Origin of the sequence: Siphonobacter sp. BAB-5385 (assembly GCF_002261125.1) — a bacterium.
GTDB lineage: Bacteria > Bacteroidota > Bacteroidia > Cytophagales > Spirosomataceae > Siphonobacter.
The window spans coordinates 1-23534 of sequence record NZ_NMPS01000006.1 but is presented as its reverse complement, the minus strand read 5'-3'; the positions used below and the strand labels follow the sequence as shown (position 1 = coordinate 23534).

General features: G+C 49.8%; 14 protein-coding genes. 5 read left to right on the top strand and 9 right to left on the bottom strand.

Going from position 1 to position 23534, the window contains the following annotated elements; genetic code table 11:
* Positions 1 to 45 precede the first annotated feature (45 nt).
* The gene (locus BWI93_RS00380) at positions 46 to 882 is read right to left on the bottom strand and encodes a universal stress protein (protein WP_094808203.1); all 837 of its coding nucleotides are present in this window, start codon (positions 880 to 882) and stop codon (positions 46 to 48) included.
* Positions 883 to 1052: 170 nt separating this feature from the next.
* Here BWI93_RS00380 and BWI93_RS00375 point away from each other — a divergent pair, with 170 nt between their 5' ends.
* Both BWI93_RS00375 and BWI93_RS00365 read left to right on the top strand, forming a co-directional pair.
* Positions 1053 to 2732 carry a glutamine--tRNA ligase/YqeY domain fusion protein gene (locus tag BWI93_RS00375; protein ID WP_094808202.1) on the top strand — a complete coding sequence of 560 codons (1680 nt, stop codon included), beginning with the start codon at positions 1053 to 1055 and terminating at the stop codon, positions 2730 to 2732.
* A 332-nt stretch (positions 2733 to 3064) separates the two neighbouring features.
* The gene (locus BWI93_RS00365) at positions 3065 to 4591 is read left to right on the top strand and encodes a hypothetical protein (RefSeq protein WP_094808200.1); all 1527 of its coding nucleotides are present in this window, start codon (positions 3065 to 3067) and stop codon (positions 4589 to 4591) included.
* 3 nt (positions 4592 to 4594) lie between these two features.
* Here BWI93_RS00365 and BWI93_RS00360 read toward each other — a convergent pair whose 3' ends face one another.
* The 7 genes from BWI93_RS00360 to BWI93_RS00330 form a co-directional block, all read right to left on the bottom strand.
* On the bottom strand, positions 4595 to 5356 hold the full coding sequence (locus tag BWI93_RS00360; protein WP_094808199.1) for a class I SAM-dependent methyltransferase: 762 nt from the start codon (positions 5354 to 5356) through the stop codon (positions 4595 to 4597).
* Between the two features lie 117 nt (positions 5357 to 5473).
* The gene (locus BWI93_RS00355) at positions 5474 to 6316 is read right to left on the bottom strand and encodes an endonuclease/exonuclease/phosphatase family protein (protein ID WP_094808198.1); all 843 of its coding nucleotides are present in this window, start codon (positions 6314 to 6316) and stop codon (positions 5474 to 5476) included.
* A 95-nt stretch (positions 6317 to 6411) separates the two neighbouring features.
* Entirely contained in the window at positions 6412 to 8202 is a 1791-nt protein-coding gene (locus tag BWI93_RS00350) for a RagB/SusD family nutrient uptake outer membrane protein (RefSeq protein WP_094808197.1), read from the bottom strand.
* Between the two features lie 63 nt (positions 8203 to 8265).
* On the bottom strand, positions 8266 to 11550 hold the full coding sequence (locus BWI93_RS00345) for a TonB-dependent receptor (protein ID WP_094808196.1): 3285 nt from the start codon (positions 11548 to 11550) through the stop codon (positions 8266 to 8268).
* A gap of 296 nt (positions 11551 to 11846) precedes the next feature.
* Positions 11847 to 13061: a potassium/proton antiporter gene (locus BWI93_RS00340; RefSeq protein ID WP_094808195.1), complete on the bottom strand. Its 1215-nt coding sequence runs from the start codon at positions 13059 to 13061 to the stop codon at positions 11847 to 11849.
* Positions 13062 to 13226: 165 nt separating this feature from the next.
* Positions 13227 to 16457, bottom strand: coding sequence for a hypothetical protein (locus BWI93_RS00335; protein WP_094808194.1), 3231 nt, complete (start codon positions 16455 to 16457; stop codon positions 13227 to 13229).
* A gap of 48 nt (positions 16458 to 16505) precedes the next feature.
* Positions 16506 to 17579, bottom strand: coding sequence for an FAD-binding oxidoreductase (locus BWI93_RS00330; RefSeq protein WP_094808193.1), 1074 nt, complete (start codon positions 17577 to 17579; stop codon positions 16506 to 16508).
* A gap of 305 nt (positions 17580 to 17884) precedes the next feature.
* On the opposite strand from BWI93_RS00330, the gene BWI93_RS00325 reads away from it, so the two are divergent.
* Entirely contained in the window at positions 17885 to 19795 is a 1911-nt protein-coding gene (locus BWI93_RS00325) for a M14 family metallopeptidase (RefSeq protein WP_094808192.1), read from the top strand.
* Positions 19796 to 20014: 219 nt separating this feature from the next.
* On the opposite strand, the gene cmk is transcribed toward BWI93_RS00325, so the two are convergent.
* Complete coding sequence (gene cmk / locus BWI93_RS00320; RefSeq protein WP_094808191.1) at positions 20015 to 20701, bottom strand: (d)CMP kinase; 687 nt, start codon at positions 20699 to 20701, stop codon at positions 20015 to 20017.
* A gap of 246 nt (positions 20702 to 20947) precedes the next feature.
* Here cmk and ade point away from each other — a divergent pair, with 246 nt between their 5' ends.
* Together ade and BWI93_RS00310 are read left to right on the top strand one after the other, a co-directional pair.
* Positions 20948 to 22585, top strand: coding sequence for an adenine deaminase (ade, locus tag BWI93_RS00315; protein ID WP_094808190.1), 1638 nt, complete (start codon positions 20948 to 20950; stop codon positions 22583 to 22585).
* 8 nt (positions 22586 to 22593) lie between these two features.
* Positions 22594 to 23241 (top strand): peptidylprolyl isomerase, encoded by a 648-nt coding sequence (locus BWI93_RS00310; RefSeq protein ID WP_094808189.1) that lies wholly within the window; start codon positions 22594 to 22596, stop codon positions 23239 to 23241.
* Positions 23242 to 23534 lie beyond the last annotated feature (293 nt).

The following is a 23534-nucleotide window of genomic DNA, read 5'->3' as shown; positions in this document are numbered from 1 at the left end:
AAGCAGTACTGCTTCGGACTTCTTACTTTTTATGGGTAACTACCCTTAGTCCAGTCGGCCCAGCGGGAAAATCAGTGTAGGCACTGGGCTATGCAGCAATAACTTTTTAGACTTACTGGGATTCACGATCTGCGTAAACAGATTCCGGTGGTGTGAGCTCATCACCAGTAAATCGGCTTCTGTATCGTGCAGCAGCTCCTGAATACCGTCTTCCACGGAGTCCGCTTTCCGTTGTAATACCGTAGTATGCCGATCGGGAAACGCCGTTCGAATTTCGTTCATTAGCTCTTCATCGGAGTTAATGCTGGGTTCGTGATCGGCCTGCACGTTGATGATCTGTACCGTCGCTCCCATGTAATCGGCCCAGCGATACAAATCCTTCAGTACGTGCGTTTCCGTAAATTCAAGCTGGGTAGCGTAGGCAATCCTGGTAAATCCGCGTTGCGAAAACTCCGACGGCACCATCAGCAGAGGTACGGTCAAATCATTCACCAACTGCGTAGCAGTACTGCCAAATAAGTCTGACAGCCAACTATCGGATTCACTCCGACCCAGAACGACCAGATCAATGGCGTGAGATTGCACCATGTCTTTCACTACGGGCCCCACGGGGCCAAGTTCGAGGTAGATTTCCGGAGCCAGGCCCCGCCCCCGCATTTCTTCGGTCAGAGTATCCAGTTGGGTCTGAGCGGACAGCCGATAGGTTTCCTCCCATTCCACCGTCACGGGCGGACCGCTTACGGTTTCGGTCATGGGGTAAACCGGCAGATACGTATGCAACACATGCAACGTTGCTCCGCTTTTGGAGGCTAGAAAAATGGCTGATTCGAGAGCAGGCCGTGAATTTTCGGTAAAATCAACCGCGACAAGAATATTTTTCATAGAAGTTGAGGATTAACGAGCCGAAATGACTAATTTTTTGTTAGCAGGACAAAGGTAACAGGTTAAAAAATTGTCATCATTTCACGAAAATCAGGGATAGTGATGACCCTTTTCATATTAAATTACAGGAAGGTTTTTATTTTCGCCTTTCCAAACGAGCCGCACCGAGTATGACGGAAGAGACCAAAGAAGTTAAGTCCCTAAATTTCTTAGAAGAAATTGTTGAAAACGATCTCCGTGAAAATAAAAACGGAGGCCGTGTCCTTACGCGTTTTCCACCCGAACCCAACGGGTATCTACACCTGGGTCACGCCAAAAGCATTTGCCTGAATTTTGGACTAGCCCAAAAATACGGAGGACAAACCAATTTACGCTTTGACGATACCAATCCCATTACGGAGGATACCGAATACGTAGATTCTATTAAGGCAGACGTTCGCTGGCTTGGCTTCGACTGGGCCGCTGAACTGTACGCTTCCGACTATTTCGCTCAGCTGTACGAGTTCGCAAAAAAATTGATCCAGATGGGCCTGGCTTACGTGGATGATTCTACGCCAGAGGCCATTGCCAGCCAGAAAGGTACCCCTACCGAACCCGGTCAGGAAAGCCCGTTCCGGCATCGTTCTATCGAGGAAAACCTGGATTTATTTGAGCGAATGAAAGCCGGTGAATTTCCGGATGGCAGTCGGGTACTGCGGGCCAAAATCGATATGGCTTCGCCCAACATGCACTTCCGCGATCCGGTGATTTACCGTATTAAACACGCCCATCACCACCGGACGGGCAACGAATGGTGCATCTATCCAATGTACGATTTTGCCCACGGGCAATCGGATTCGATTGAAAACATTACCCATTCGATCTGTACGCTGGAATTCATTCCGCACCGTCCGTTGTACGACTGGTTTATTAATAAGCTGGAAATTTTCCCCTCCCACCAATACGAGTTTGCCCGTCTAAACCTGACCTATACGGTCATGAGCAAGCGTAAACTCAAGCAATTAGTGGAAGAAGGACACGTAGCAGGCTGGGACGATCCGCGAATGCCAACACTTTCGGGTGCTCGTCGTCGGGGCTATACGCCCGAAGCCATTCGCGATTTCTGCGAACGCATCGGCGTAGCCAAACGTGATAACCTGATCGATGTCGGCTTACTGGAATTTTGCGTACGCGAACAGCTGAACAAAACGGCCACGCGAGTGATGGTCGTACTCGATCCCGATCCGATCAAAGTAGTCATCACGAACTATGCCGAGGGACAAACGGAGGAACTTTCCATCGAAAACAATCCCGAGAACCCTGAAGAAGGCAATCGGGCTGTCACGTTCTCCCGCGAAATTCTGGTTGAACGTGAAGATTTCATGGAAAACCCACCGAAGAAATTCTTCCGGTTGGCTCCCGGAAACCGCGTACGCCTGAAAGGAGCATACATCATCGAATGCAACGAGGTGGTGAAAGACGCCGAAGGCAAAGTGACGGAACTGCACTGTACTTATATTCCCGAAAGTAAATCCGGTTCGGATACTTCCGGTTTGAAAGTACAAGGCACCATTCACTGGGTTAATGCGGCGGATGCGGTACCTGTAGAAGTTCGCTTGTACGACCGTCTGTTCCAGGTAGAAGATTTAGCGGAAGCAGCAGGCGATTTCAAAGATCACCTGAACCCAAATTCACTGCAAGTGGTACAGGCCTTTGCCGAACCTAGTCTGCGGGATGCCAGCGGTAAAGCGTATCAGTTTCTGCGGAAAGGCTATTTCTGCCTGGATACGGATTCGACGGAAGATCGTCTGATTTTTAACCGCACCGTAGGGCTGAAAGACTCCTGGGCGAAGGATCAGAAGAAGAAATAATACCTTTTTCATTAAAAATGAATCTCTAAGTTAAGCGTAACTACTTAATTTGGGGATTCATTTTTTTATGACGTAGTTCCATTCAAACATAATGCAACAAGCTTCCCCTCTAGTAAAGATCACCCGCTGGGATTTAGGAATTTTGTTTTTTTTGTCAGTCTTTCTGCTTTCCTCTATAAACTTACCAGCGATTATTCGTACCCGCAGGCCATCTGCTGGATACTCACTCGGTATGCAGATGTCCCGGCCATTCATTTGCTTCCTCTGGACTTAACGCAAGATCGGTATACCCATTTTTCTTTATTTTTCTTCGGTTACGGCTCGTAACTCTGGTGGCTTTTCTTTTCTGCCTAAAGAAGCTGAATTTTTCCTTCATTAGCTTTATTCATACAGCAACGACTCATCTTCTTGCCCTGCGTACCGTTTTTCTACAGCATCAATTCAGTACTCTTTTTTTACTGGGAATACTCGCTCTGGCTATTTTCCGATGGATCTATTACCTGACTCAGTACGCTCCTTACATTGATGAACTCTACTCGTATTATAACTGTAGCAAACCCGGATTCCTGCTCACGTTGGTCTACTATCAGAAGGGCAATAATCACGTTTTTTATAACCTGATCAATGCTTTACTCGACACGTCCCTGATCAATCCACTTGTTTTGATTCGTGGCGTTTCGCTGGTTTATTTTCTCCTGACTTTAGTGTTGGTGTATACTTACAGCCTGAAAAAATGGGGATTGCTTTGCAGCCTCTTTACCACGCTGACGGTTCTGATCCTGCCCTTGAGCAGCCAATTTGCTCACCACGGACGAGGTTATACCCTGATTAGTTTATTGGCTTTACTCTCGGCCTTTAGCGTACGAGCCTGGTTGAAATCATTCCAGCCTTTTTACCTGCATCTGCTGGTTTTTTGTACGGTTTTGGGGGCCTATACGATTCCCGTGTACATTTATACCTTCCTGGGTTTGCTTCTGTTTATTGCGTATACACTCCTGAAAAATCGCCTGTATCAGCATTTGCCAGCAATCATCTGGACAGGATTAGCCATTGGCTTGGGAATCTTCTTTTTGTACCTGCCCATCTTCTTATTCAATGGCTGGGATGTACTCTTTCAGGCCAATAGTTTTTTTGAAAAGCTCAGTGTATTTGAAATTATTACCAACGTTTATGAAAAGACCTTTTTACGGCGGTGGCATGCCCTGTTTTTCTGGCAGCAACTCACCTTCGTTGTTGTTTTGCTAGCGATAATCATCGTGGGTTATCGCTATCGAAACAGACTACTCTTTCACCTATTTTCGGATAACGCCTGGGCGATTCTTTTTCTGTGTGGAATCCTAGGGGGAATGATCGTCGTAGCGTTGCAGGGCATTATTCCGGGAGGTCGGGTATGGACGTATTTGGGCGTATGGCTGAGCTTGGCTTTGGGTAATTTTCTGTATCAACTCTTACGGGCGAATGTACCCCCCAAACTCCTTTGGATCGGGATGGCGATCGGGCTCCTTCTGCTTTCCGTCTACAGCTTCCGCGTGTATCAGGATGCGATCTCCAATTTATATTTTCCAGGATCCGGAAACTTGTCCCGAACCACTCAGCAGTTGGCCCGGCAATTCGTGCGTACTTCACCGAAACGGATCTTCGTCAGCGAGTACCACATGCTCCACATGATTCTGTTCGAAAAAGACGTACAGGCCTCTAATTCATTGATCGTTGACATGAACCAGCCCCTGCCGGTACGTTACGATTATCTGATTTTAAGTCCCGATCAGACGGTTCCTTCTTACCCCAATTATCATAAAATTCTGGCTTTGAGTCACCGGGGAGCCTTGGTTTATAAAGTTTATCAACCGATTCCTTAACGATTAATTACCCTTTTTTTCCAGTACCACGTAACACCGAAAGGCCAGCAACGATCGTACCGGCGTAAGTATTTTTTCGACAAACTGGAATAGCGGAATCAGACCGTCGGGAATGAAAGATTTGTTTTCGAAACCACCCGAAGCGGGGTACAGAAGGCAGCTTAAGCGGTTTTGCTGTTTGATCTGAAAACGGCCTTTGAATTGCTCCTGGAATTTCTTTCGGTCCCGGTAAAAAAGCAGGTACGGAATGGCTTGGTTAGCGTCCCAGGGGTCTTTCTGATCGATACCGGTTTTGTTGAAATAATCGACGTCCATGATGAAAGGCTCGGGGTGAAACTTCCGGTATACGGGCAGCGAAAACGGCGACGGATACGGTTCCAGCATGATCAGACGCCCGCCCGGCTGTAACACCCGATAGGCTTCTTCCAGAAAATGGACCGGATTGGACAAATGGTGCAACACGTCCACCATCACCAGATTACTCACCTCCCCCGTCTGAAAAGGCATCTGATGAGCATCGAAAACCAGATCGATCCAGGGATGCGGCTCGATGTCGGAGGTGATGACGTCGGGTTTGAACTCCTTGAAATTACCGCCCCCGCCCCCCAGCTCTACAGTCGGACCGGATACGGGACTCAAATCTTTGAGAATCATCTGATACCACTCGGAATAAATGATCCGCAGAATTTTCTTTTCGTGCCATTTTTTTCGATGGCGTCCCAACATGTCTTCCAGTTGCTCGGGGGTGTACGCAGAATGACTCATTCGTCCGTTACTAAGGTTCGTCGCAAAGAAAGGGAATAAAGCTGCCTTACCAGAAATTCCGGCAAAAAAAGAACTTCCCGAATCGCTCCGGGAAGTTCGATCAATCAGTGCCTTGCGTTACTGAATCACCAGTTTCACGACCACCGGCTGGTGATCAGAGAAATAACGCTGATTCAGGGATTGGTTAAAGGTAGCGTAGCTGAGTACCTGAATGGACTTGCTTGTAAAGACGTAATCAATCCGATCTTTCATCGGAGCGTCGAATTTAAAGGCATTGAACGTTCCTACCGGACCGTACGGCGGCATTTTAGTCACCTGACGTGAATCATTCAGCAAGGTTTGCATTTCCTTGATCTGCTCGGTTTCGGGCGTTGAGTTGAAGTCTCCCGTACAAATGGTCGGTGCTCCTTTAGCTATTTCCTTGATTTTTTTCACCATCAATTTCCCCGATTCCCGACGAGCAACCACGCCCTCATGATCAAAGTGTACGTTGAAAAAGTAAAACTGCTTTTTGGTCTGCTGATCCTGTAATTTCACCCAGGAACAAATACGGTTACAGCAGGTGGCATCCCAACCCTTACCGGGTTTTTCGGGCGTTTCGCTCAGCCAGAAATTGCCTGAGTCCAGTACTTTGAAGCGGTCTTTTTTGTAGAAAATAGCAGAGTGCTCGCCCCCTTCTTTGCCATCGTCCCGACCCGCTCCGAAGTACGTATATTCGCTGCCTTCGGCAATGTCTTTCAATTGACCTACCAGAGCTTCCTGTACTCCAAAGACATCGAAATCATGGTAGCGAACCTGAGCTTTCAGATTGTCCTTACGATTGGGCCAGGCATTCTCCCCATCGCCGGGATTGTTGTACCGAATGTTGTAAGAGGCAACGGTGATCGCGTTGTTTTTCTGAGCAAACGTAGCGGAGACCATGCATACCGCCGCCAGAAAGGTAAAAAGTACTTTTTTCATTGCATAGAGAGATTACGAAGCGGCCTCCGCCGTAAAATCAGTCAGAGGCCGCCGGATACGAGAGTAAACTTACGAGCAAAACCGGGAACCGCCGATTACCAGCCCGGATTTTGTCCCAGAGCCGGGTTCATCTGACGATCCGCTTCGGGAATGGGATACAGGTAATGTTTTGCTTCCCAGCGACGTGGAATGTTGTTCAGCCAGGTCAGTTCGCCCGAGGTATCGTTGGACAAGCGTTGGGGATTGACCACGCCGTTTACCGTTTCGGCCACGTTGATATACGTTACGCCGGGTAGTTGCGTTGCGGGTCTTACCTTATAAAATAATACATCGTTGATGCCATCGCTGTTCAGATCCAGCGGCGTATTCAGGGCCGGTACGTAGAAACCGTTCCATTTCTGATCCATCAAGGATCCCCGATTCCAGCGTACAATGTCATAAAACCGAAACCCTTCCAAGGCCAGTTCAGTCCCCCGCTCCCGGCGGATTTCCAGCAAGGCTGCATCCGAAATACCCGGAAAATAATTGGTTTGCAGATACGGATCGGCTACGGTTGGTTTGGCCGTCAGTCCCGCCGTGATGCCCGCCCGTTTGCGTAAGGTCCCTACCGTCAGGGTCCAGTCCGCGTCGGTAAAGGTACCCAGCTCGGCTTTGGCTTCGGCATAATTGAGCAGAATTTCGGCGTAACGCATCAGTGAGATGGAGTTGGTATTACGCGAACCGCCATCGTAGAAAACATCGTCGAGCGTCCATTTGATGGGCTGGTATCCCGTGTAGGTATACGAGAATACGGGCGGAGCGGGCTCCTGCACGTTCCCGTTGATTCGCTTGTAGTTGCCCATGCGAATGGTTTGCTGCAGGCGTTTATCCCGGTTTTTAACCTCCTCGGCAAACGGTAAGGTCTGATACCCTTCCTTTGACGTAAACGGCGTTCCGTCACTGTTGAGATAGGTATTCACAAACGTACGGATGAAACTCACGCGGGAACCGTAGGTCGCACTCGTCCACCACCAGTTGGCGTCGTGTAAGACGTTCAGGGTCGCGTCGGCCACGCTGGAGAGCATGATTTCGTTCGCGACTGGCGTCGTACTGATGAATAACTGACGATACGAAGCTTCGGAGCCACCCGCTTCGTTGAGTGTAAAGCCGCCGGTTTTAATGACCGTTTCCGCCGCCGAAGCCGCTTCGGTCAGCCAGCTATTGGCGGTATTTTGCAGGTTGTAGCTCGTGTGGTACTTGCGGAAGGTTCCTTCAAACAGACAGATCCGGGATTTGAGTCCGTATACAATGGATTTAGTAATCTGGCTGCGGGAATTATCCGTAGTCGTCCGAAGATTCGCAGCGGCGTAATTCAAATCAGCCAGTACGGAATCCATCACCATCGTTCGCGGATCGCGGGCTTTGTACAAGTCCTGATTGTCGATGGCCAGCGTCTTTCCGTACCAGGGCACATCTCCGAAACGCTTCACTTTATCGAAGTAAAACCAGGCCCGGAAAAAGCGAGCCAGGGCGTTGTAATGCCGCCGGGTTTCCGCCGATACGTTGGGATTCGTGTTGTTTTCCAGGAAGTAATTGATGTTCCGCAGCGGTCGCCAGTTCCAGCCCGTACTTTGCCGGGGACCGTAGGCACCTTCCCGCAGAAAATCATCGACCTGCGAACGGGCCGAATAATCGGCTAACGCATCGCCCCGGATGATGTCGCCCGAGGTGGGTAGAATTTTCAGGTTATCGTCCGTCGTGTAAAAGGAATTGGCGTACAGAGCCAGCCCATTTTCGCTACCAAAAACCACTGGGCCGGTAGCCGTGGATTCGGGCATTTGTTCGAGGTCGTTGCATCCGGCCAGTAACACCCCCGCCAGTAGCACGCCTAACACTTGATTTCTCATGAAAATATCATTTTCAGGCGTTCAGAGCAGTTTCAAGCCATTCTGAACGCCCGTTTTAAAAGCTTAAAAAGTTACCGAAAGTCCGAAAGTCAGGCTTTTGAGAATGGGGTAGTTGTTGCCATTTCCATTTCCACCGTTCGTTAATACCCGGTCCGATTCTCCTGTATTCTCCACGTCCATATCCCGGGTAATGCGGTAGAAGGGCGACCAGCTCCAGAGGTTTTCGCCGGACGTATACACGCGGGCCGCCTCCATGCCCAGTCGCTGAATCCAGCGGGCAGGCAGGTTGTAACCGAGCTGAATATTTTTCAGACGGATATACGCCAGGTTTTGCAGGTACTTGGTCTGCGTCTGGTTAAGTACGCCCGAGCCATTCTGGGACGTGTAACCCCGGTAGCGGGGCAGGTACGCGTTCGGGTTTTCTTCCGACCAGATGTTATTCAGATGCCAGGTCGGAATTTTGTTGTACGGACGATTGTACTGTCCCCAGAAGTTTGAGTTTTCGGCTCCGGGCCAGTAATCGCGTTTGCCCACGCCCTGGAAGAACAGCGAAACGAAGAAGTTATTCCAACTGACATTACCTGCCACGCCAAACGAGTACCGAGGCGTAGAGTTACCGATGATGCGGCGGTCACCGGGGTTTCCTACGGTATTGTCCCCGTTATTAATTACCCCATCACCGTTCAGATCGCGGAATTTGATGTCGCCGGGCAGGTATTGGCCGCTCGTGGAAGCCTTGTACAGGGTTTGCTTAGGCGATTCGGCTACGTCAGTGGCTGAGGTGAAAAAGCCCGCCGTTTCGAAGCCCCAGATTTCACCGACCTTCTGACCGGCGTAATAATCCGTTAGTAACTTCTTCTCGTTGTTGTATTTCAGAATTGTCGACTGGTAATCGCTCACATTGAAGCGGATTTCGTAGTTCAGTGGCTTGGTAGCTACCGTAAACTGATCCCGCCAGGTAACGATGGCCTCCCAACCGTTCGTCCGCAAATCAGCGTAGTTTCCTTTCGGTACGTCAGTGCCAAAGACGGCAGGTAAGCTCATGCCCACGGTAAACATATCCGTCGTTTTCCGCGTGTAGGCATCGGCTACCAGCGTCAATCGGTTGGACAGTAAGCCCAGGTCGATTCCCACGTTTGTCGTCGTAGACGTCTCCCAGGTCAGTCCATTCGGAATCACGCCCGGTTGCAGGGTTTGCTGGGGACGTACGCCACCCAGCACGCGGTTCGATTGGGAGATGGCAAACTGTTCCTGGAAGGCGTAGGAACTGATGTTTCCATTACCGAGTGACCCATACGAAGCCCGGATTTTCAGGTCGCTAATGGCTTTGGGTGAAACGTGCCAGAAGGACTCGTTCGCCACCCGCCAGCCTGCCGACACCGAGGGGAAAAAGGCATACCGCTGGTTGGATGGAAACTTGGAGGAGCCATCGTACCGACCGTTTAATTCTAGCAGATACCGTTCTTTAAACGAATAATTGAGTCGGTAGAAACCACCTAGAATCGCCCATTTTTCCCAGCCCCCACTCGTCGTAATCGATTGGCCGAGAGCCAGGTTAATATCCGTCGCATTCTCAGAAATCAATCCGTTCCGAACGGCTTCGAGTCGCTTGAAAGTTGACTGTTCGCTGTTCAGACCCACCAGGGCTTTCAGGTAATGATTCTTATTAAGCAGGCGAGGTTCGTATTCGGCGTACAGGTTGGAAGCCGTGTACACCGTTTCCCGGTTCAGATTCTGAATGTCATTCGTAGTCGTACCCACGTACTCGATTACGCCCGGCCGGCGGCTGTAGGGTACGGGTACCCGCAACCGCTGTTCATTGTTATCCGTATTCTGGAAGGTAAAGTTTCCGTTCACCCGCAACTGATCGTTGAAGAACTGCGTCGCGAAACTGACCGTATTCCGGAACACCCGGCGGTCCATGTCGATTCCATTTTTGCCGTACCAGAAATCACCGACACTATACGCGGCCGAATACGTCAGCGTACCATCGGGATTGAACATCGGAGCCATCGTATGGCCTTCATCCTGAATATTCCGCCAGATTCCGCCGCCTTCGCCCACGTTCAGCGGGTTATGATATTTCAACGACGAATAATCGGCGTTATTTGTCACTTTCAGCCAGGGAAATACCTGTACCGAACCTTTGGCCCGCAGGTTGTAGACCCGGTAGTCATCGGAATTATACCGAAATAAACCGGGCTGATTGAAATACCGTCCTGTGATATAAAAGTCTGATTTACCACTACTCCCCGAAAACGAAAGGTTGTGTTCCTGAGCACTCGTACGGTCTTTGTAAAGCAGCTTGTTCCAGTCGGTATTCTCATAATATTCGTATTCACCGGCGGAATTGACGATGGTTTTGGGTAAGCTGGGATCATTCGCCCGACGCTCGAACTCTGCCAGATACGCCGGCGAAAAACGAACCGTTTTGTTTACGTTCTGGGGCGTCTGCGAGTAATCGTTCCAGGCCGACCAGCTTTCGTTGAACATCCGGGCAAAGGTGTAACCATCGGTAACAAAGTCCGGCAGAGTCGTCGGTGACTTGATCGACTGGTTGAAGGTGTACGTAAGACTCGTTTTATCCTTCGTTGGATTCTTAGTCGTAATCAATACCACCCCGAAAGCCGCTCTTGCTCCATAAATAGCCGCCGAAGCTGCATCTTTCAGGACGGAAACACTGGCAATATCATTCGGGTTGAGTCGGCTGGGATCGCCTTCCACGCCGTCAATCAGTACCAGAGCATTGCCGCCCTGCCCAATCGACGTCGTACCCCGGATGTTATACGCAGGCGACTGAATGGGTTTTCCATCACCCGGTAACAGGTTCAGGTTGGGAATCACCCCCTGTAAACCCTGCGTCAGGTTGGGTAAAGCCCGGTTGTCGAGTACCTCACTCGTCACCTGATCTACGGCACCCGTCAGGTTTACTTTTTTCTGCGTACCATAGCCTACGACGACTACTTCGTCGAGTGCTTTCGAGTCCGATTGCAACGTAACGTTCAGCGTCGTCAGATTTCCTACGTTGATTTCCTGCGTTGTGTAACCAATGTAACTGAAAACGAGCGTTACGTCGGTGTCAGGTACCGAGATCGTAAATGCTCCATTTACATCCGTAGTGACGCCTTTGTTAGTCCCTTTAATTCCCACGTTCACGCCGGGCAAATTGTCTTTTCCGTCGCTTACGGTACCTCTAATGATGATCGCTTGTCGATTGGTAATATACAGTGGGGCAAAAATCGGCGTTGCGTTCGCCAACGGCGTAGCCCCTACGCTCAGACAGGCAAGAATAATGCACTGTTTGAGACTTAGGCCTGGTAAAAAACCCGGTGGTACAGGGTGTTTCATTCCGGTAATGGTTAGTGTAAAAACAATAGAATTCTTCCGTCACACGGGTGGGTGTGACTGGCCATCAGCATTAAATCAAGAAGTTGGAAATAAGTATCTAACGACGATCGGCGGATGCAGCAGAAGCACTCTTCACAAGACTACTCGTCGAAAGATGCTGCAAAAGTATTTCGCTTGAGCAAGAAGAATATTACCAAAATGTTAACCCGAATCATCAAATTGTTAAAAAATGATGACAGAACTATTAACTTATTACGAATCTAATAATTAATACAATGGATTAAAGATGAAGCTCCTTAAACCTGACTTGAGGCAGGCTGTTGCTCATTCAACCCTAGTTTATTCGCCAGCCAGCCCAGCGTCGTTCCCTGCAGCAGTACGGAAATCAATACCACGGCAAAGACGATATTGAAAATGACATCGGCCACCCGCACCCGGGCAATGAGCGGAATCAGACTAAAAACAATGGGTGTCGCTCCGCGTAACCCCACCCAGCTTACGAATATTTTTTTCTGCAGACTGGCTTTGAACGGGGCCAGTGATACGAAGACGCTGAGCGGTCGGGCAATCAGAATCAGGAATAGACAAACGATGAGGGCCTGGGGCAGATAGGCTACCATGTTACGCGGAAATACCTGTAAGCCCAGTAGGACGAAGAGACTGATTTCCATTAACCAGGAAATGCTTTCAAAGAAAAGATACGTTTCTTTACGACCCAGCCATTTTTCACGGTGACTGCTGATGACCATACCGGTTACGTACATGCCCAGCAGCACATTACCGTGCCACATCATCAGGGCACCGATTCCGATTAGAATCGTCGCCAGAATCAGTACCGGATACATACCCCGATTGACCAATTGCAATCGTTGCAAAATCAGACTCGTGACCAGCCCCAGCGAGCCGCCCGCCAGCAAGCCGATAGACATTTCTTTGACGAATAAACCGACCCAATGCTCAATATGAATCTCCGGCTCGTGCAGCATACTGGTAAACATGGTGGTTAGGAAAAAGGCCATGGGGTCATTCGTGCCGGATTCCAGCTCCAGGGTTTCTGAAATGTTTTCTTTCAGTTGCAGGCCTTTTGAATTCAGAATGGAAAAGACAGCCGCGGCATCCGTGGAAGACAGCACGGAACCAATCAGGAATCCTTCCAGGTACCGAATGCCAAAAGCGAGGTGGAGAAATAATGCTACCGAACCCGCCGTCAGCAGAACGCCTACGGTGGACAAGACCAGCCCTCGGCCCAAAATGGGTTTGATATGCCGAAAATCGGTTTCCAGCCCGCCAATGAACAGGATAATGGCTAAGGCCAGATTGCTGTAGGAATGGGTAAATTCAGGGTAATCGTAGATAAAATCAAAGGGGCCACCGTTTCCTAAAAAGATGCCTAAAGCCAGGTACATCACTAGACTGGGTACCCCAAAACGATGTGATGATTTGGTTAGGACGATGCCAAAAAACAGGAAAAAGCCGAGCAACAAACAGATCAGCGGAAACGTAAGCGTCATAAATTCAGGGTTGGGATTGATTTCAAAACCGTAAAAGTTGTGCCAGTAGGCAAATAGCCCGTTCCGGTTCCTGGCTAATCATCACTCGGGGTTTTTATGACGCACCTTTATCAACAAAAAAGCAGCCCCTGTAGAGAGCTGCTTTTTTGTTAATATACGAAACCATTAAAAATCATAACCGAGCGAAACGTGTAAAATGGGCGTTTGTACCGCCGTGTCTTCGATACCCCAGGCCAGATCGCCTTTCACGTAGTAACCCAGGAATAACGTCCGCACCCCAACGCCGTAACCAATCAGATACGGGTTTTTGAAGTTATTGACGGATGCGTACCAGGGACTTCCCTGCGGGTTGATGATCTCGGTGTTCAGACTGTTTTGCCGACTAAACGGCCCGCTTCCCGTCCAGGCGGTACCAATATCCGTAAAGGCCGTCAGTTGGAAGTTCTGCAGGAACGTAGACGTAATTGGACCGCGGCTCAGTACTTTAAATACCGGCCAGCGTAATTCAGCGTTGAACAACGCGTAGCTTTCACCCGACAGTTTATTCATCCGGAAACCCCGTAAAGGCGTTACAAAATCCGTAAAGAATACGTTGCGGTAATCCATGTTAAACGGATTCAGAGGGTTTTCGGCATTCCGCACTTCCCGCACGGTACCGAACGGGATCCAGTTATCAATTCCGCCGAGTATACTTTGTTTCGGAGCTTTTCCACCCGAGTGACCCAACGATATACGAGTGGCCAGCGTCAGATCACGATAGACTTTGGTATAGTTACGAGCATCCAGCGTAATCTTGAAGAAGCTTTCGGCGTTCGACCGCATACCCTGCTGCTGCTGAGCCCGCAGTTTCACCCGGGTTCCTTCGAGTAGATTCATACCGCTGCTCCGCGTATCGTCATAGACTACCTCACCCTGTAATCCGACAAAACTCGACACGGCGTCGGGTAGGCCAATCCCTCCCTGCGAACCATCTACGCGGTTCAGACGCGTATACATCGGGGAAGCGGATACTCGCAAGGCTTCCGTAATTGGATACGCCGCCGTTAACGTCAGCCGGTTGTAGCGATACTTGGTAAAAAGTCCTGAAGCGGGGAAACCATCGGTAAAGGCTCGCCGGTCAAAGCGGGCACTGAAGTCAATCCGATGAACGAGGTACTGATATTCGGCAAAGATTTCGCTGGTCCGGAAGGTCGGTGTAATGAACAGGCCCCCTTTAATGATGTTATTTTCGAGTAAGTCGTTGACTGTAATGGTATTCTGCCAGCCAAAGCCACTTTGATTCACCAGATACGGCAGAACCAGAAACTGGTTATTGGTATTGTTAACGACAAAGACATCCTTATACGCAGTCGGACCTTTCAAACGCGTGGCATCGCGGCGTACTACGGTCGTTCGGCTACGGGAGTTCGTAATCACCCGTGGCGAAGACGAAGGCTTGTCGGTACGGCGTTCCGTTACTTTCAGTCCTTCCAGATCAAACTGATAATTATCCGTATCAATCTCACCCGGACGCAAAGAATTAAGTCGCGAGGGCGTCCCCACCCCTACGGGAGCTCTGGTCGGATCGGTGGCACCACTGGCAGGCTGATTCGTGCGGGCTACGCCCCCATTTAGTCGAATACTCCGTCCGGTAGCGGTTGTTTCACTGGCTTCTACGGGAGCAAGTCGGGGCAAGAATTTCACGGCCTGCCGACCGTTTTCAATACTTACGTACGCCAGTGCTCCACTGGCTGGATGATAATCGTAGGCCGTCATGCTTTCAACAAACTGACTCAGGGGTCGGGCTTGCCGCGAGGTCGTATCATACGTGAACAGATTTTGAATGCCCTGCTGATCACTCAGGTAAAACATGCGTTCGCCATTGGAAGCCATGGGTTGCAGGGCCTGATCCGCCAGCCGTTCCAACACCTGACTTCGTGGATTACCGTCGTGCAAATACAGATTAAAGCGATTGGGCAGTATTTTGGGAGCCGCCGTTGAAAGCGTATCGTTGGTCCGGTTGGAAGCAAAAAGCACGCGGGTCGTCGAACGGCCTACGAAGGCAGGCGTCAGGTCGTCGTACAAATCGTTGGTGAGTTGTAATACGGAGTTCCGACTCAGGTTATACAAAAACAGATCATTTTGTCCTTTACGGTCGCCGCTGATGGCCAGTACTGAACCGTCCTGCGAAATATCGAACCCGGCGATTTGAGTAAATCCGCGTACCGTCCGGCGAGCTTTCAGGCGTAAGCCTTTCTTTTCGCTTTCTACAAACTGATGCAACAGGGTACGGTCATCTTTTTGTTCGAGCACGTTCAGCGTACCGTTAGCCTGCCAGGCCAGCAAGGGTGCCGATACGGGAAGTTCCCGCGTTAGAAAACGGTCGCCACCTTTCAGTAACTGCGTTTTCTGCTGCCCCTGCGTATCGGTCAGGTACACGTGGTACTGTCCGTTATCCATGACCGAATAGGCGATCCACTGCCGGTTGGGGCTTAATTTCACCTGCTCGATTTTGTGACCCGTAAAGAGCGGATAGCTGGCTAACGTACTACCGGAAGGACTCTTGAAAGCCGCCGCGGAAGACGTCGCCATTTGCGTATAATAGTCCCGCCAGTCGCTCAGGAAACGGTTATAGGAAATGCCAAGTGTACTGGAAATACTGGTTTGCTCCGTCCGGATGATCCGGGTCAGGTTCAGGATATTCGAGATATTATCCCGCCCGTAACGCTCCGCGATAAAGTTCCAGATTGACTGTCCGACGCGGGTTGCTTCGGGTCCGCTAAGGTGAGCGGGTTTCTTGAATTTTTTGTTCAGGGCCACATCCCGCATGTAGTCGTCAAGCTCGCGGCTCCAGCCTTCGGCTACGTAAGCCGTGATTCCCGAAATAAACCATTCGGGCAACGACAGCAGCAACTGACTTTGCAATGCGTCTTTCAGACTGCCGCCGTAGAGCATATCGTACACAAACACCGACGATACTTCCTTGGCTAACTTCTGCCGAAAGGCAATATGATCGGCCGTGAAGGCGATTTGTACGCGGGACTTGGAAAGGTTTTCTTCCCGAATGGCTGTTTCGGAATTGAGTGAAATACCAATGTTGCTCTGCTTGAGGTCGCTGGGCGAGTCATACAGAAATATCTTGGTACGGCTGTAGGGCGTATAGCTCAGAATATCGGTGATTCGATCGAATTCCGACTCGGCCATTTGTGCTGTATACGTCGCCAGCGAGCGGCTGTTTCCGTGAAAGTATACTTCAAAGTTAGGGGTGGTGTAAACCTGCCATTCGAAGCGTTCCCGCTGGATTCGATTCTTCCCGAATTCCTCCATGGAAGGCATGAATACCTGGGCCTGGCTAGTAGCCGCTCCCAGCAGGATTCCACTCAATAAAGAAACTTTAATAGTATTGGTCCAATTCATGGTGTAGGGCTGGGTCTACTCTGTACACTCACCCACAGAAGCATACAGTTATTCGTTGATTTTGCTGAAATATAACGAATGGAACCGCTGGATATTCGCTTCGGGAGCCAGTTCTTTCGTATGAACCAGAAAATCAGCGAATTGTTTAGCCAGAAAGGGTGCCATCGAGGTGCCCTTGGAGCCTAATCCATTAAAGATTCCAATACTGCGATACACCGGATGGAGACCCATAAACGGCCTGCGTCCTTGCGTAGCCGGACGTATTCCGGCCACCTGTTGCTGAATCTGGTAGGGTACCTGAAGCAGCTTGTTCAGCTTTTCCGTTAGGTACGCCCGCCCTTTCTCCGAAGGCTCCCAGGTAAGGTCGTTCCATTCGTAAGTGGCTCCGGACCGGTAAATTCCCGCTCCCTGCGGCTGAATCCAGACGCTTTGGTTAACAATACCCGGTACAGATTCTTCCGGCAGCTGTAGCGTCAGGATTTCTCCCTTCACAACGGCCCAGGGAAGCCAGCTGAAATACGGATTGAACCGACCATACGCTCCCTCGCAACTGATGATTTGGCGGGCTTCGTAGGTACGCCAGGTAACGGAGTCCGAACCCGGTACGACTTCTTCCCACCGAAATTCGGTCTCTACCAACGAATCTTCCTGTACTAAAATTTTACGAATGGCCGATAATAAGGTGGGCAAATCTACCCAGGCCGCTTGCAGGGTTTCGAGTCCGCCTAACGCGTTATGGATCAGACCAGCGTAGGCTTCGTTATTTTCCGCCAGACGAATGTATCCTTCCAGAACCGGACTGGCCGTTTGGGCAATAAAAAAGTTCTGTTCCTCAATGGATTGATACGGGCGATAAACCGGAATGGGATAAAAAAAGGATGCCTGTAATTCCTGCTCCAGTGCGGGGTAAAACTGATGCAGATAGGGAAATAAATCATCCGCCAGCCAGGTCTTGGACAGCTTACGGCCCGTGACGGGATTGCAGATCCCCGCGGCCACCCGCGAAGAAGACGGACGCAGGTCATCGATGACACGTATACTGTAGCCCCGCTGCCGGAGGGTCCAGGCTAGTACCGACCCGGCAATCCCCTGGCCCACGATCAAGTAATCAACTGTTTGCATACTTACTATTCAAATACAGTTTCAAAATACGACAAAAAGAACGGCCCTGTTGCAGCGTTTTTGGAAGCCCTGGCAAAAACACGCGGGTTATGCTTAAAAAATTTCAAACTACCCTTAGAATATTGTATGGCAATCAAAATACATAGCCATACATAAGTTTAAATTTTATGTTTTTAACCATATAATCTTTCTTTTTTATTCGTCGCATCCGTTTTGTCTAACGATAATCTTTCATTAAAATCAGGCTGCAAAATTTCGGGTCGCCTCCTTTTTGAACTTTAATCCTTTCTATTCGCACGCTACGCATGAAAAAACGCCTTACTTTCATTTTATGTCTTACCCAATTAGCGACTGCCTATGCCCAGCGGTCGTACTACGGAACGGAGGAGAAATGGCCGGAACAGGATACCACCAGTAAGTTTTACACCGTAAAAGGTGAACGACATGGGGTTAGCTTTTTTAGGAAACACCAGTTTAAGGAAGTCGAATACATACCCGGCAAAACCCTGAATTTCAACACGTATCATTCGCCGGAAGTCATCTATCACTGGTGCCGGACCTGGGCGGCCCAGTATCCCAACCTCGTGGATCTGTACGAGGTAGCCAGGAGTTACGAAGGTCGACCCATTTTACAGATGACCCTGACCAATAAGAAAACCGGCAAGCATACGGACAAGCCCGCGGCGTATTTTGAAGGCGGACGGCACAGCGGCGAAGTCACCAGTAGCGAATCGGTACTGTGGATGGCGAAGCATTTGATTGAAAACTACGGTAAAGACGCGGCCATTACCAAGCTACTGGATACCAAAACCATTTACCTGCGACCCGAAAACAACCCCGACGGTTCGACGATGTACCTGTTTACGTCCCAGCGAAACCGCAGCACGGTGCACCCCAAAGATGATGATAGGGATGGCCTGCTGGACGAAGATCCGGAGGAAGACCTGGATGGCGACGGCGTGATTTATCAAATTCGGAAGAAAGCCAGTACGAATGAACGGGAGAAGGCCAATTACGTCATCGACCCCCGGGATCCACGATTAATGAAACGGGTACTGGAAGGCAAGGGTGACTGGCTGGTCTATACGGAAGGGATCGATAATGACGGGGACGGCAAATTCAACGAAGATGGCGTGGGCGGCCTGGACAATCACCGGAATTACCCCGAAAACTGGCGTCCGGATCAGGGCGGCGACTTTACCGGACGCGGCTACACGCAGGGTGGTGCCGGAGCCTATCCGCTTAGCGAAGTGGAAACCCGCTCGACGGTACTGTGGCTGCTGGGGCATCCACATATTTCGGTCGTCAACTCCATGGACACGCGGGTACCCATGCACCTGCGACCGCCTTCGACGTCAAAAGATACCGAAAGTATGTTTCCGGCAGATTTGGCCATCTATCGCCACATGGATAGTCTCGGCCTAACCCATACGGGCTACCCCTGGGCGGGTGATGTGTACCATACCTACAGCACCCGGAGCAAAACCAACCGAATGACCGGAGACCCCAGCAAACCCGAACCCTTATTCGGGCACGGTCCGGATTTCGGCTATTTTTACTACGGTTCGATCTGGTACGGGGATGAACTCTGGAATGGCGGAGCCATGAAAGATTACGATGGCGACGGGCAGTACGATGAATACGACGGCCTTCGCTGGGACGATGAAGCCAACGGCAAAAAAGGATTTAAGCCCTGGACCAAGTTTACGCACCCGCAACTGGGTGAAGTCGAAATTGGTGGTTTTCACCCAAAATTCTTTGCTCAGAATGGTCCGCCGACGGTACTTGAACACTGGATTTCCAAGCAGGCCAAATTCAACCTGAGCATGGCCTTCGAACTGCCGCAAATTGAACTTACCAACGTTACGGTTAAATCGCTGGGTACGGATGAATACGAAATCAAAGTAAACTGGACTAATTCCGGCAAATTACCCGTTGCTCTGGAACAGGCTCAACGCATCAAAATTGTACAGGAAGACCGACTCATGCTGGACCTCGACAAGGCTCTTCTGAAAGGCGATGCTCAGGCTAAAGTCATCGTCACAGAACCTTCCCTCTTTGACAAAACCATCTACGCGGGCTATACCGGACCGGGCGAGAAAAAGGAAGCGACTTTCAAGGTAAAACTCAATCAGAAGGGAAGCGTAAAAGCGAAAGTTAAACTTCTCTCTACGCGGGGCGGCTATCAGGAGAAAGAAATCACGATTGGTAAATAGGGGTTTTCTCTCGTAGTGAAGGGGTATTGTGGTTTGAAAGAGTTTAGGGAGTGTAAGGTTTGAAAAAGACTTTTCTCACCCATTACAGGGTTTACTATGGTTTGAAAGAGTTTGAGGAAATGTGAGGTTTGAAAAAGATTCTCTCACATCAACGGGGTTATCAGCCCAGAAACCCATCAAAGCAAAGAAGTCCGCTCTTTCGGAACGGACTTCTTTCGTTTATAAAGTCTGAGCGATTTTCTCGTCAGCCCAGCCTTTGATCAGGGCTACCTGTTCATCAAACGTCAGGTAGGAATTATCCAATACCCGGGCATCTTCGGCCTGACGGAGCGGCCCTTCCGAGCGGTTCATGTCGATGTGGTCGCGTTTGGTTAGATTTTCGAGTACTTCATTCAAGTCCACCAGATCGCCTTTTTCCAGTAATTCCGCCTGCCGACGCTGGGCCCGAATCAGTGGATCGGCGGTCATGAACACTTTCAGTTCCGCCTGCGGAAACACGACGGTGCCAATATCACGCCCATCCATGACAATCCCTTTGTGTTTGCCCATCCGCTGTTGGAGGGCCACCATCGCCCGACGCACTTCCACTACGGCACTTACCTCGCTCACCATCTGGGAAATGTACATCTTACGGATTTCCTCCTCTACACACAGGCCATTCAGATACGTTTCATTCAATCGTTTCTCCGGATTGAACTGAAACGAAATATGAATATCCGCTAACGCCTTTTCCACTTCGTGGGGGTTCGTTCGCGATACGTAGTGTTGGTGAAAATACAGGCTCACGGCCCGGTACATAGCTCCGGTATCAATGTAGCCGTACCCGAGCTGAGCCGCCAGAGATTTGGCAGTCGAGCTTTTTCCACAGCTGGAGTACCCGTCGATGGCAATGATTATTTTTGGCATTTTTATCAGAAATTGCTTCGAAAAGCACCTGGGAAGTTCTTTCTGTATAGAACTTTGGCAAAGGTAGAAAGTTTAAGCCAGCGTTGGAGGGCTATTTTTGAGTAAACCCGGGTGGAGGTTTAATGTTTGAGGGTTTGATTCTTGGTTTCAGGTTTGAACCGAGTTTGAATTAGTTTAAACGTAAAAGGGCAGGTTATTGCTGTTGATCCGCTTACGGTAAACTTCCATCCGAAAATTGAATGTATTATGACAGAGATCAGTGGTCAGCTTGTTGATATTCCGGGTCGAGTGATTCGTCCGGTTACAATTTTGATTGAAAACGGCGTGATTAGCCAAATACAGGATAATCCCCAGGCTCCGCTTCAGTATCTGATGCCGGGCTTTGTGGATGCTCACGTGCACGTCGAAAGTTCCATGCTCAGTCCCGCCCAGTTTGCCCGACTGGCTGTACCGCACGGTACCGTCGGCACCGTTTCAGATCCCCACGAAATTGCTAACGTACTCGGTGTGCCGGGCGTGGAATGGATGATTGACAGTGCCCGAAAAGTGCCTTTCCACTTTTGTTTTGGAGCACCGAGCTGCGTACCTGCTACGCCCTTCGAAACAGCCGGAGCTGTCGTAACGCCTAGTGATGTAGAGTACTTACTGAGCCAGTACCCGGAAGTGGGTTATCTGGCAGAAGTCATGAATTTTCCCGGCGTCATCAACGGCGATCCGGATATGCGGGCTAAAATCAGTATTGCTCAGGAACTGGGTTATCCCGTCGATGGGCACGCTCCCGGCTTACGGGGTGAAGCGGCCCGACAGTACATTGCGGCGGGTTGCCAGACGGATCACGAATGTTTTACGGCCGAGGAAGCACTCGATAAATTGCAGTACGGCATGAAGATTCTGATTCGGGAGGGCTCGGCGGCCAAGAACTTTGATGCGTTGATTCCCCTGTTGCCGGAACATTACGCCAACCTCATGTTCTGCTCGGATGACAAACATCCCGACGGACTGGTACTCGGCCATATCAACTTACTGGTCAAACGGGCCCTGGCTCTATACCCCGATCGCCTTTTTGAAATCCTGCAAATGGCCTGCCTCAATCCCGTCGAGCACTACCGACTCCCCGTCGGCCAGTTACGCGAAGGTGATTCGGCGGATTTCATTGTCGTTGATTCCCTGACGGATTTCAATATTCTACAAACTTTTATCAAAGGCGAGTGTGTAGCCGAATCGGGCCAGTCCCGCATTCCCAGTTATCTGAGTGAACCCATCAATCACTTCCAGGCAACCGAAAAATCACCCGCTGATTTTCAGATACCATTCTCGGGTAGTGAGGCTCAGGTACGCGTCATTGAAGTACTGGATGGACAGTTGATTACCAATGCTCTAACCGAAACAGTAGCTGTAACGAATGATCTGGTAGGAACGGATACCGAACGAGACGTTCTGAAAATCGCCGTAATCAATCGGTACGCGGATGTACCTCCGGCGGTGGCCTTCATTCGAAACTTCGGTCTGAAAAAAGGAGCCCTGGCGTCCTGCGTTGCTCACGATTCGCATAACATTGTGGCCGTGGGCGTTGACGACGAGTCCATTGCCCAGGCCGTCAACCTGATCATTCAGGAAAAAGGGGGTATTGCCGCAGTTGACGAACTGGAAGCTCTGGTCCTGCCCTTGCCCGTCGCGGGCATTCTGAGTGGTGAAGATGGGTACTGGGTAGCCGAGCAATACGCGACGCTGGATGCCTTTACCAAACAACAACTGGGTTGTACGCTGGCGTCGCCGTTTATGTCGCTTTCTTTTATGGCTTTGTTGGTCATTCCGAGCCTGAAGCTTAGTGACAAAGGACTGTTTAACGGCGATACTTTTCAATTTACCAACGTATTCAACTGATTGTTTTCATGCGAAATCTGCTTCTGTTTTGCTTCGGCTTAGTGGTCTTTTCAGCCTGTAAAAACCGCGAAATACCTCAGGATGAAGTTGTACAAACCCTAACCGAATACGGCAAGGAACATCCGGAGAACCGTGTTAGTATACACACCCGATTCGGGGATATTGAGATCAAGCTGTACGACGAAACGCCGCTTCACCGGGCCAATTTTATCCGTATGATCAACAGCGGCTATTACGACGACCGGGGTTTTTACCGACTGGTCAAAGGCGTCTGTATTCAGGGGGGTGGCGAGCAGCGGGATCAGTTGAACTATACGGTTCCAGCGGAATTCCGGCCCAACCTTATTCATAAAAAAGGTACGCTTTCGATGGCTCGGTACTCGGACAATAATCCGGAGAAACGCTCCTCTTCTACGGAATTTTTTATCGTCACGAAGGGCATTTTCTATAATGAAGAAGAACTTGCCAAGTACCCACCGGCCCTGAAATCCATTTACCTGAAGCAAGGGGGCGAAATCATTTTTGATCAGGAGTATACCGTTTTCGGTGAAGTAACCAAGGGCCTGGACATTGTCGACAAGATTGCTCAAATGCCCCTCGGCGGTTTCGAACGGCCAACCGAAATTGTGAAGTTCTCCATGAAAGTGCTGGATTAGAAAAGCAATTTTTCATCCGAGCGTACCCGTTAACGGAAGCTTTCGAAAGGTGGTTTTGTCGTCGATCACCTTGGAGATTTCTCCGTACCAAGTAAAAATAGCTTAGTTCTGAACTAAGATTTTCATAAGTAACTGATTACTAACAGTCGTCGATCACCAAGGGTTTTCCTATCATTGGTGATCGACGACTATTTTCATATATAGAGTGAAATAAAACTATTACAGGAGATTAGAAAAGGGGTTTTTAGGCTGTAAATTAAGGGGTCTTAATCGTACCTAGTTGGAATTGAAAT

Excerpts from the sequence above, each read along its gene's own strand:
- BWI93_RS00380 (WP_094808203.1), bottom strand. The coding sequence starts at position 882 with ATGAAAAATATTCTTGTCGCGGTTGATTTTACCGAAAATTCACGGCCT.
- BWI93_RS00375 (WP_094808202.1), top strand. The coding sequence starts at position 1,053 with ATGACGGAAGAGACCAAAGAAGTTAAGTCCCTAAATTTCTTAGAAGAA.
- BWI93_RS00360 (WP_094808199.1), bottom strand. The coding sequence starts at position 5,356 with ATGAGTCATTCTGCGTACACCCCCGAGCAACTGGAAGACATGTTGGGA.
- BWI93_RS00355 (WP_094808198.1), bottom strand. The coding sequence starts at position 6,316 with ATGAAAAAAGTACTTTTTACCTTTCTGGCGGCGGTATGCATGGTCTCC.
- BWI93_RS00350 (WP_094808197.1), bottom strand. The coding sequence starts at position 8,202 with ATGAGAAATCAAGTGTTAGGCGTGCTACTGGCGGGGGTGTTACTGGCC.
- BWI93_RS00345 (WP_094808196.1), bottom strand. The coding sequence starts at position 11,550 with ATGAAACACCCTGTACCACCGGGTTTTTTACCAGGCCTAAGTCTCAAA.
- BWI93_RS00340 (WP_094808195.1), bottom strand. The coding sequence starts at position 13,061 with ATGACGCTTACGTTTCCGCTGATCTGTTTGTTGCTCGGCTTTTTCCTG.
- BWI93_RS00335 (WP_094808194.1), bottom strand. The coding sequence starts at position 16,457 with ATGAATTGGACCAATACTATTAAAGTTTCTTTATTGAGTGGAATCCTG.
- BWI93_RS00330 (WP_094808193.1), bottom strand. The coding sequence starts at position 17,579 with ATGCAAACAGTTGATTACTTGATCGTGGGCCAGGGGATTGCCGGGTCG.
- BWI93_RS00325 (WP_094808192.1), top strand. The coding sequence starts at position 17,885 with ATGAAAAAACGCCTTACTTTCATTTTATGTCTTACCCAATTAGCGACT.
- cmk (WP_094808191.1), bottom strand. The coding sequence starts at position 20,701 with ATGCCAAAAATAATCATTGCCATCGACGGGTACTCCAGCTGTGGAAAA.
- ade (WP_094808190.1), top strand. The coding sequence starts at position 20,948 with ATGACAGAGATCAGTGGTCAGCTTGTTGATATTCCGGGTCGAGTGATT.
- BWI93_RS00310 (WP_094808189.1), top strand. The coding sequence starts at position 22,594 with ATGCGAAATCTGCTTCTGTTTTGCTTCGGCTTAGTGGTCTTTTCAGCC.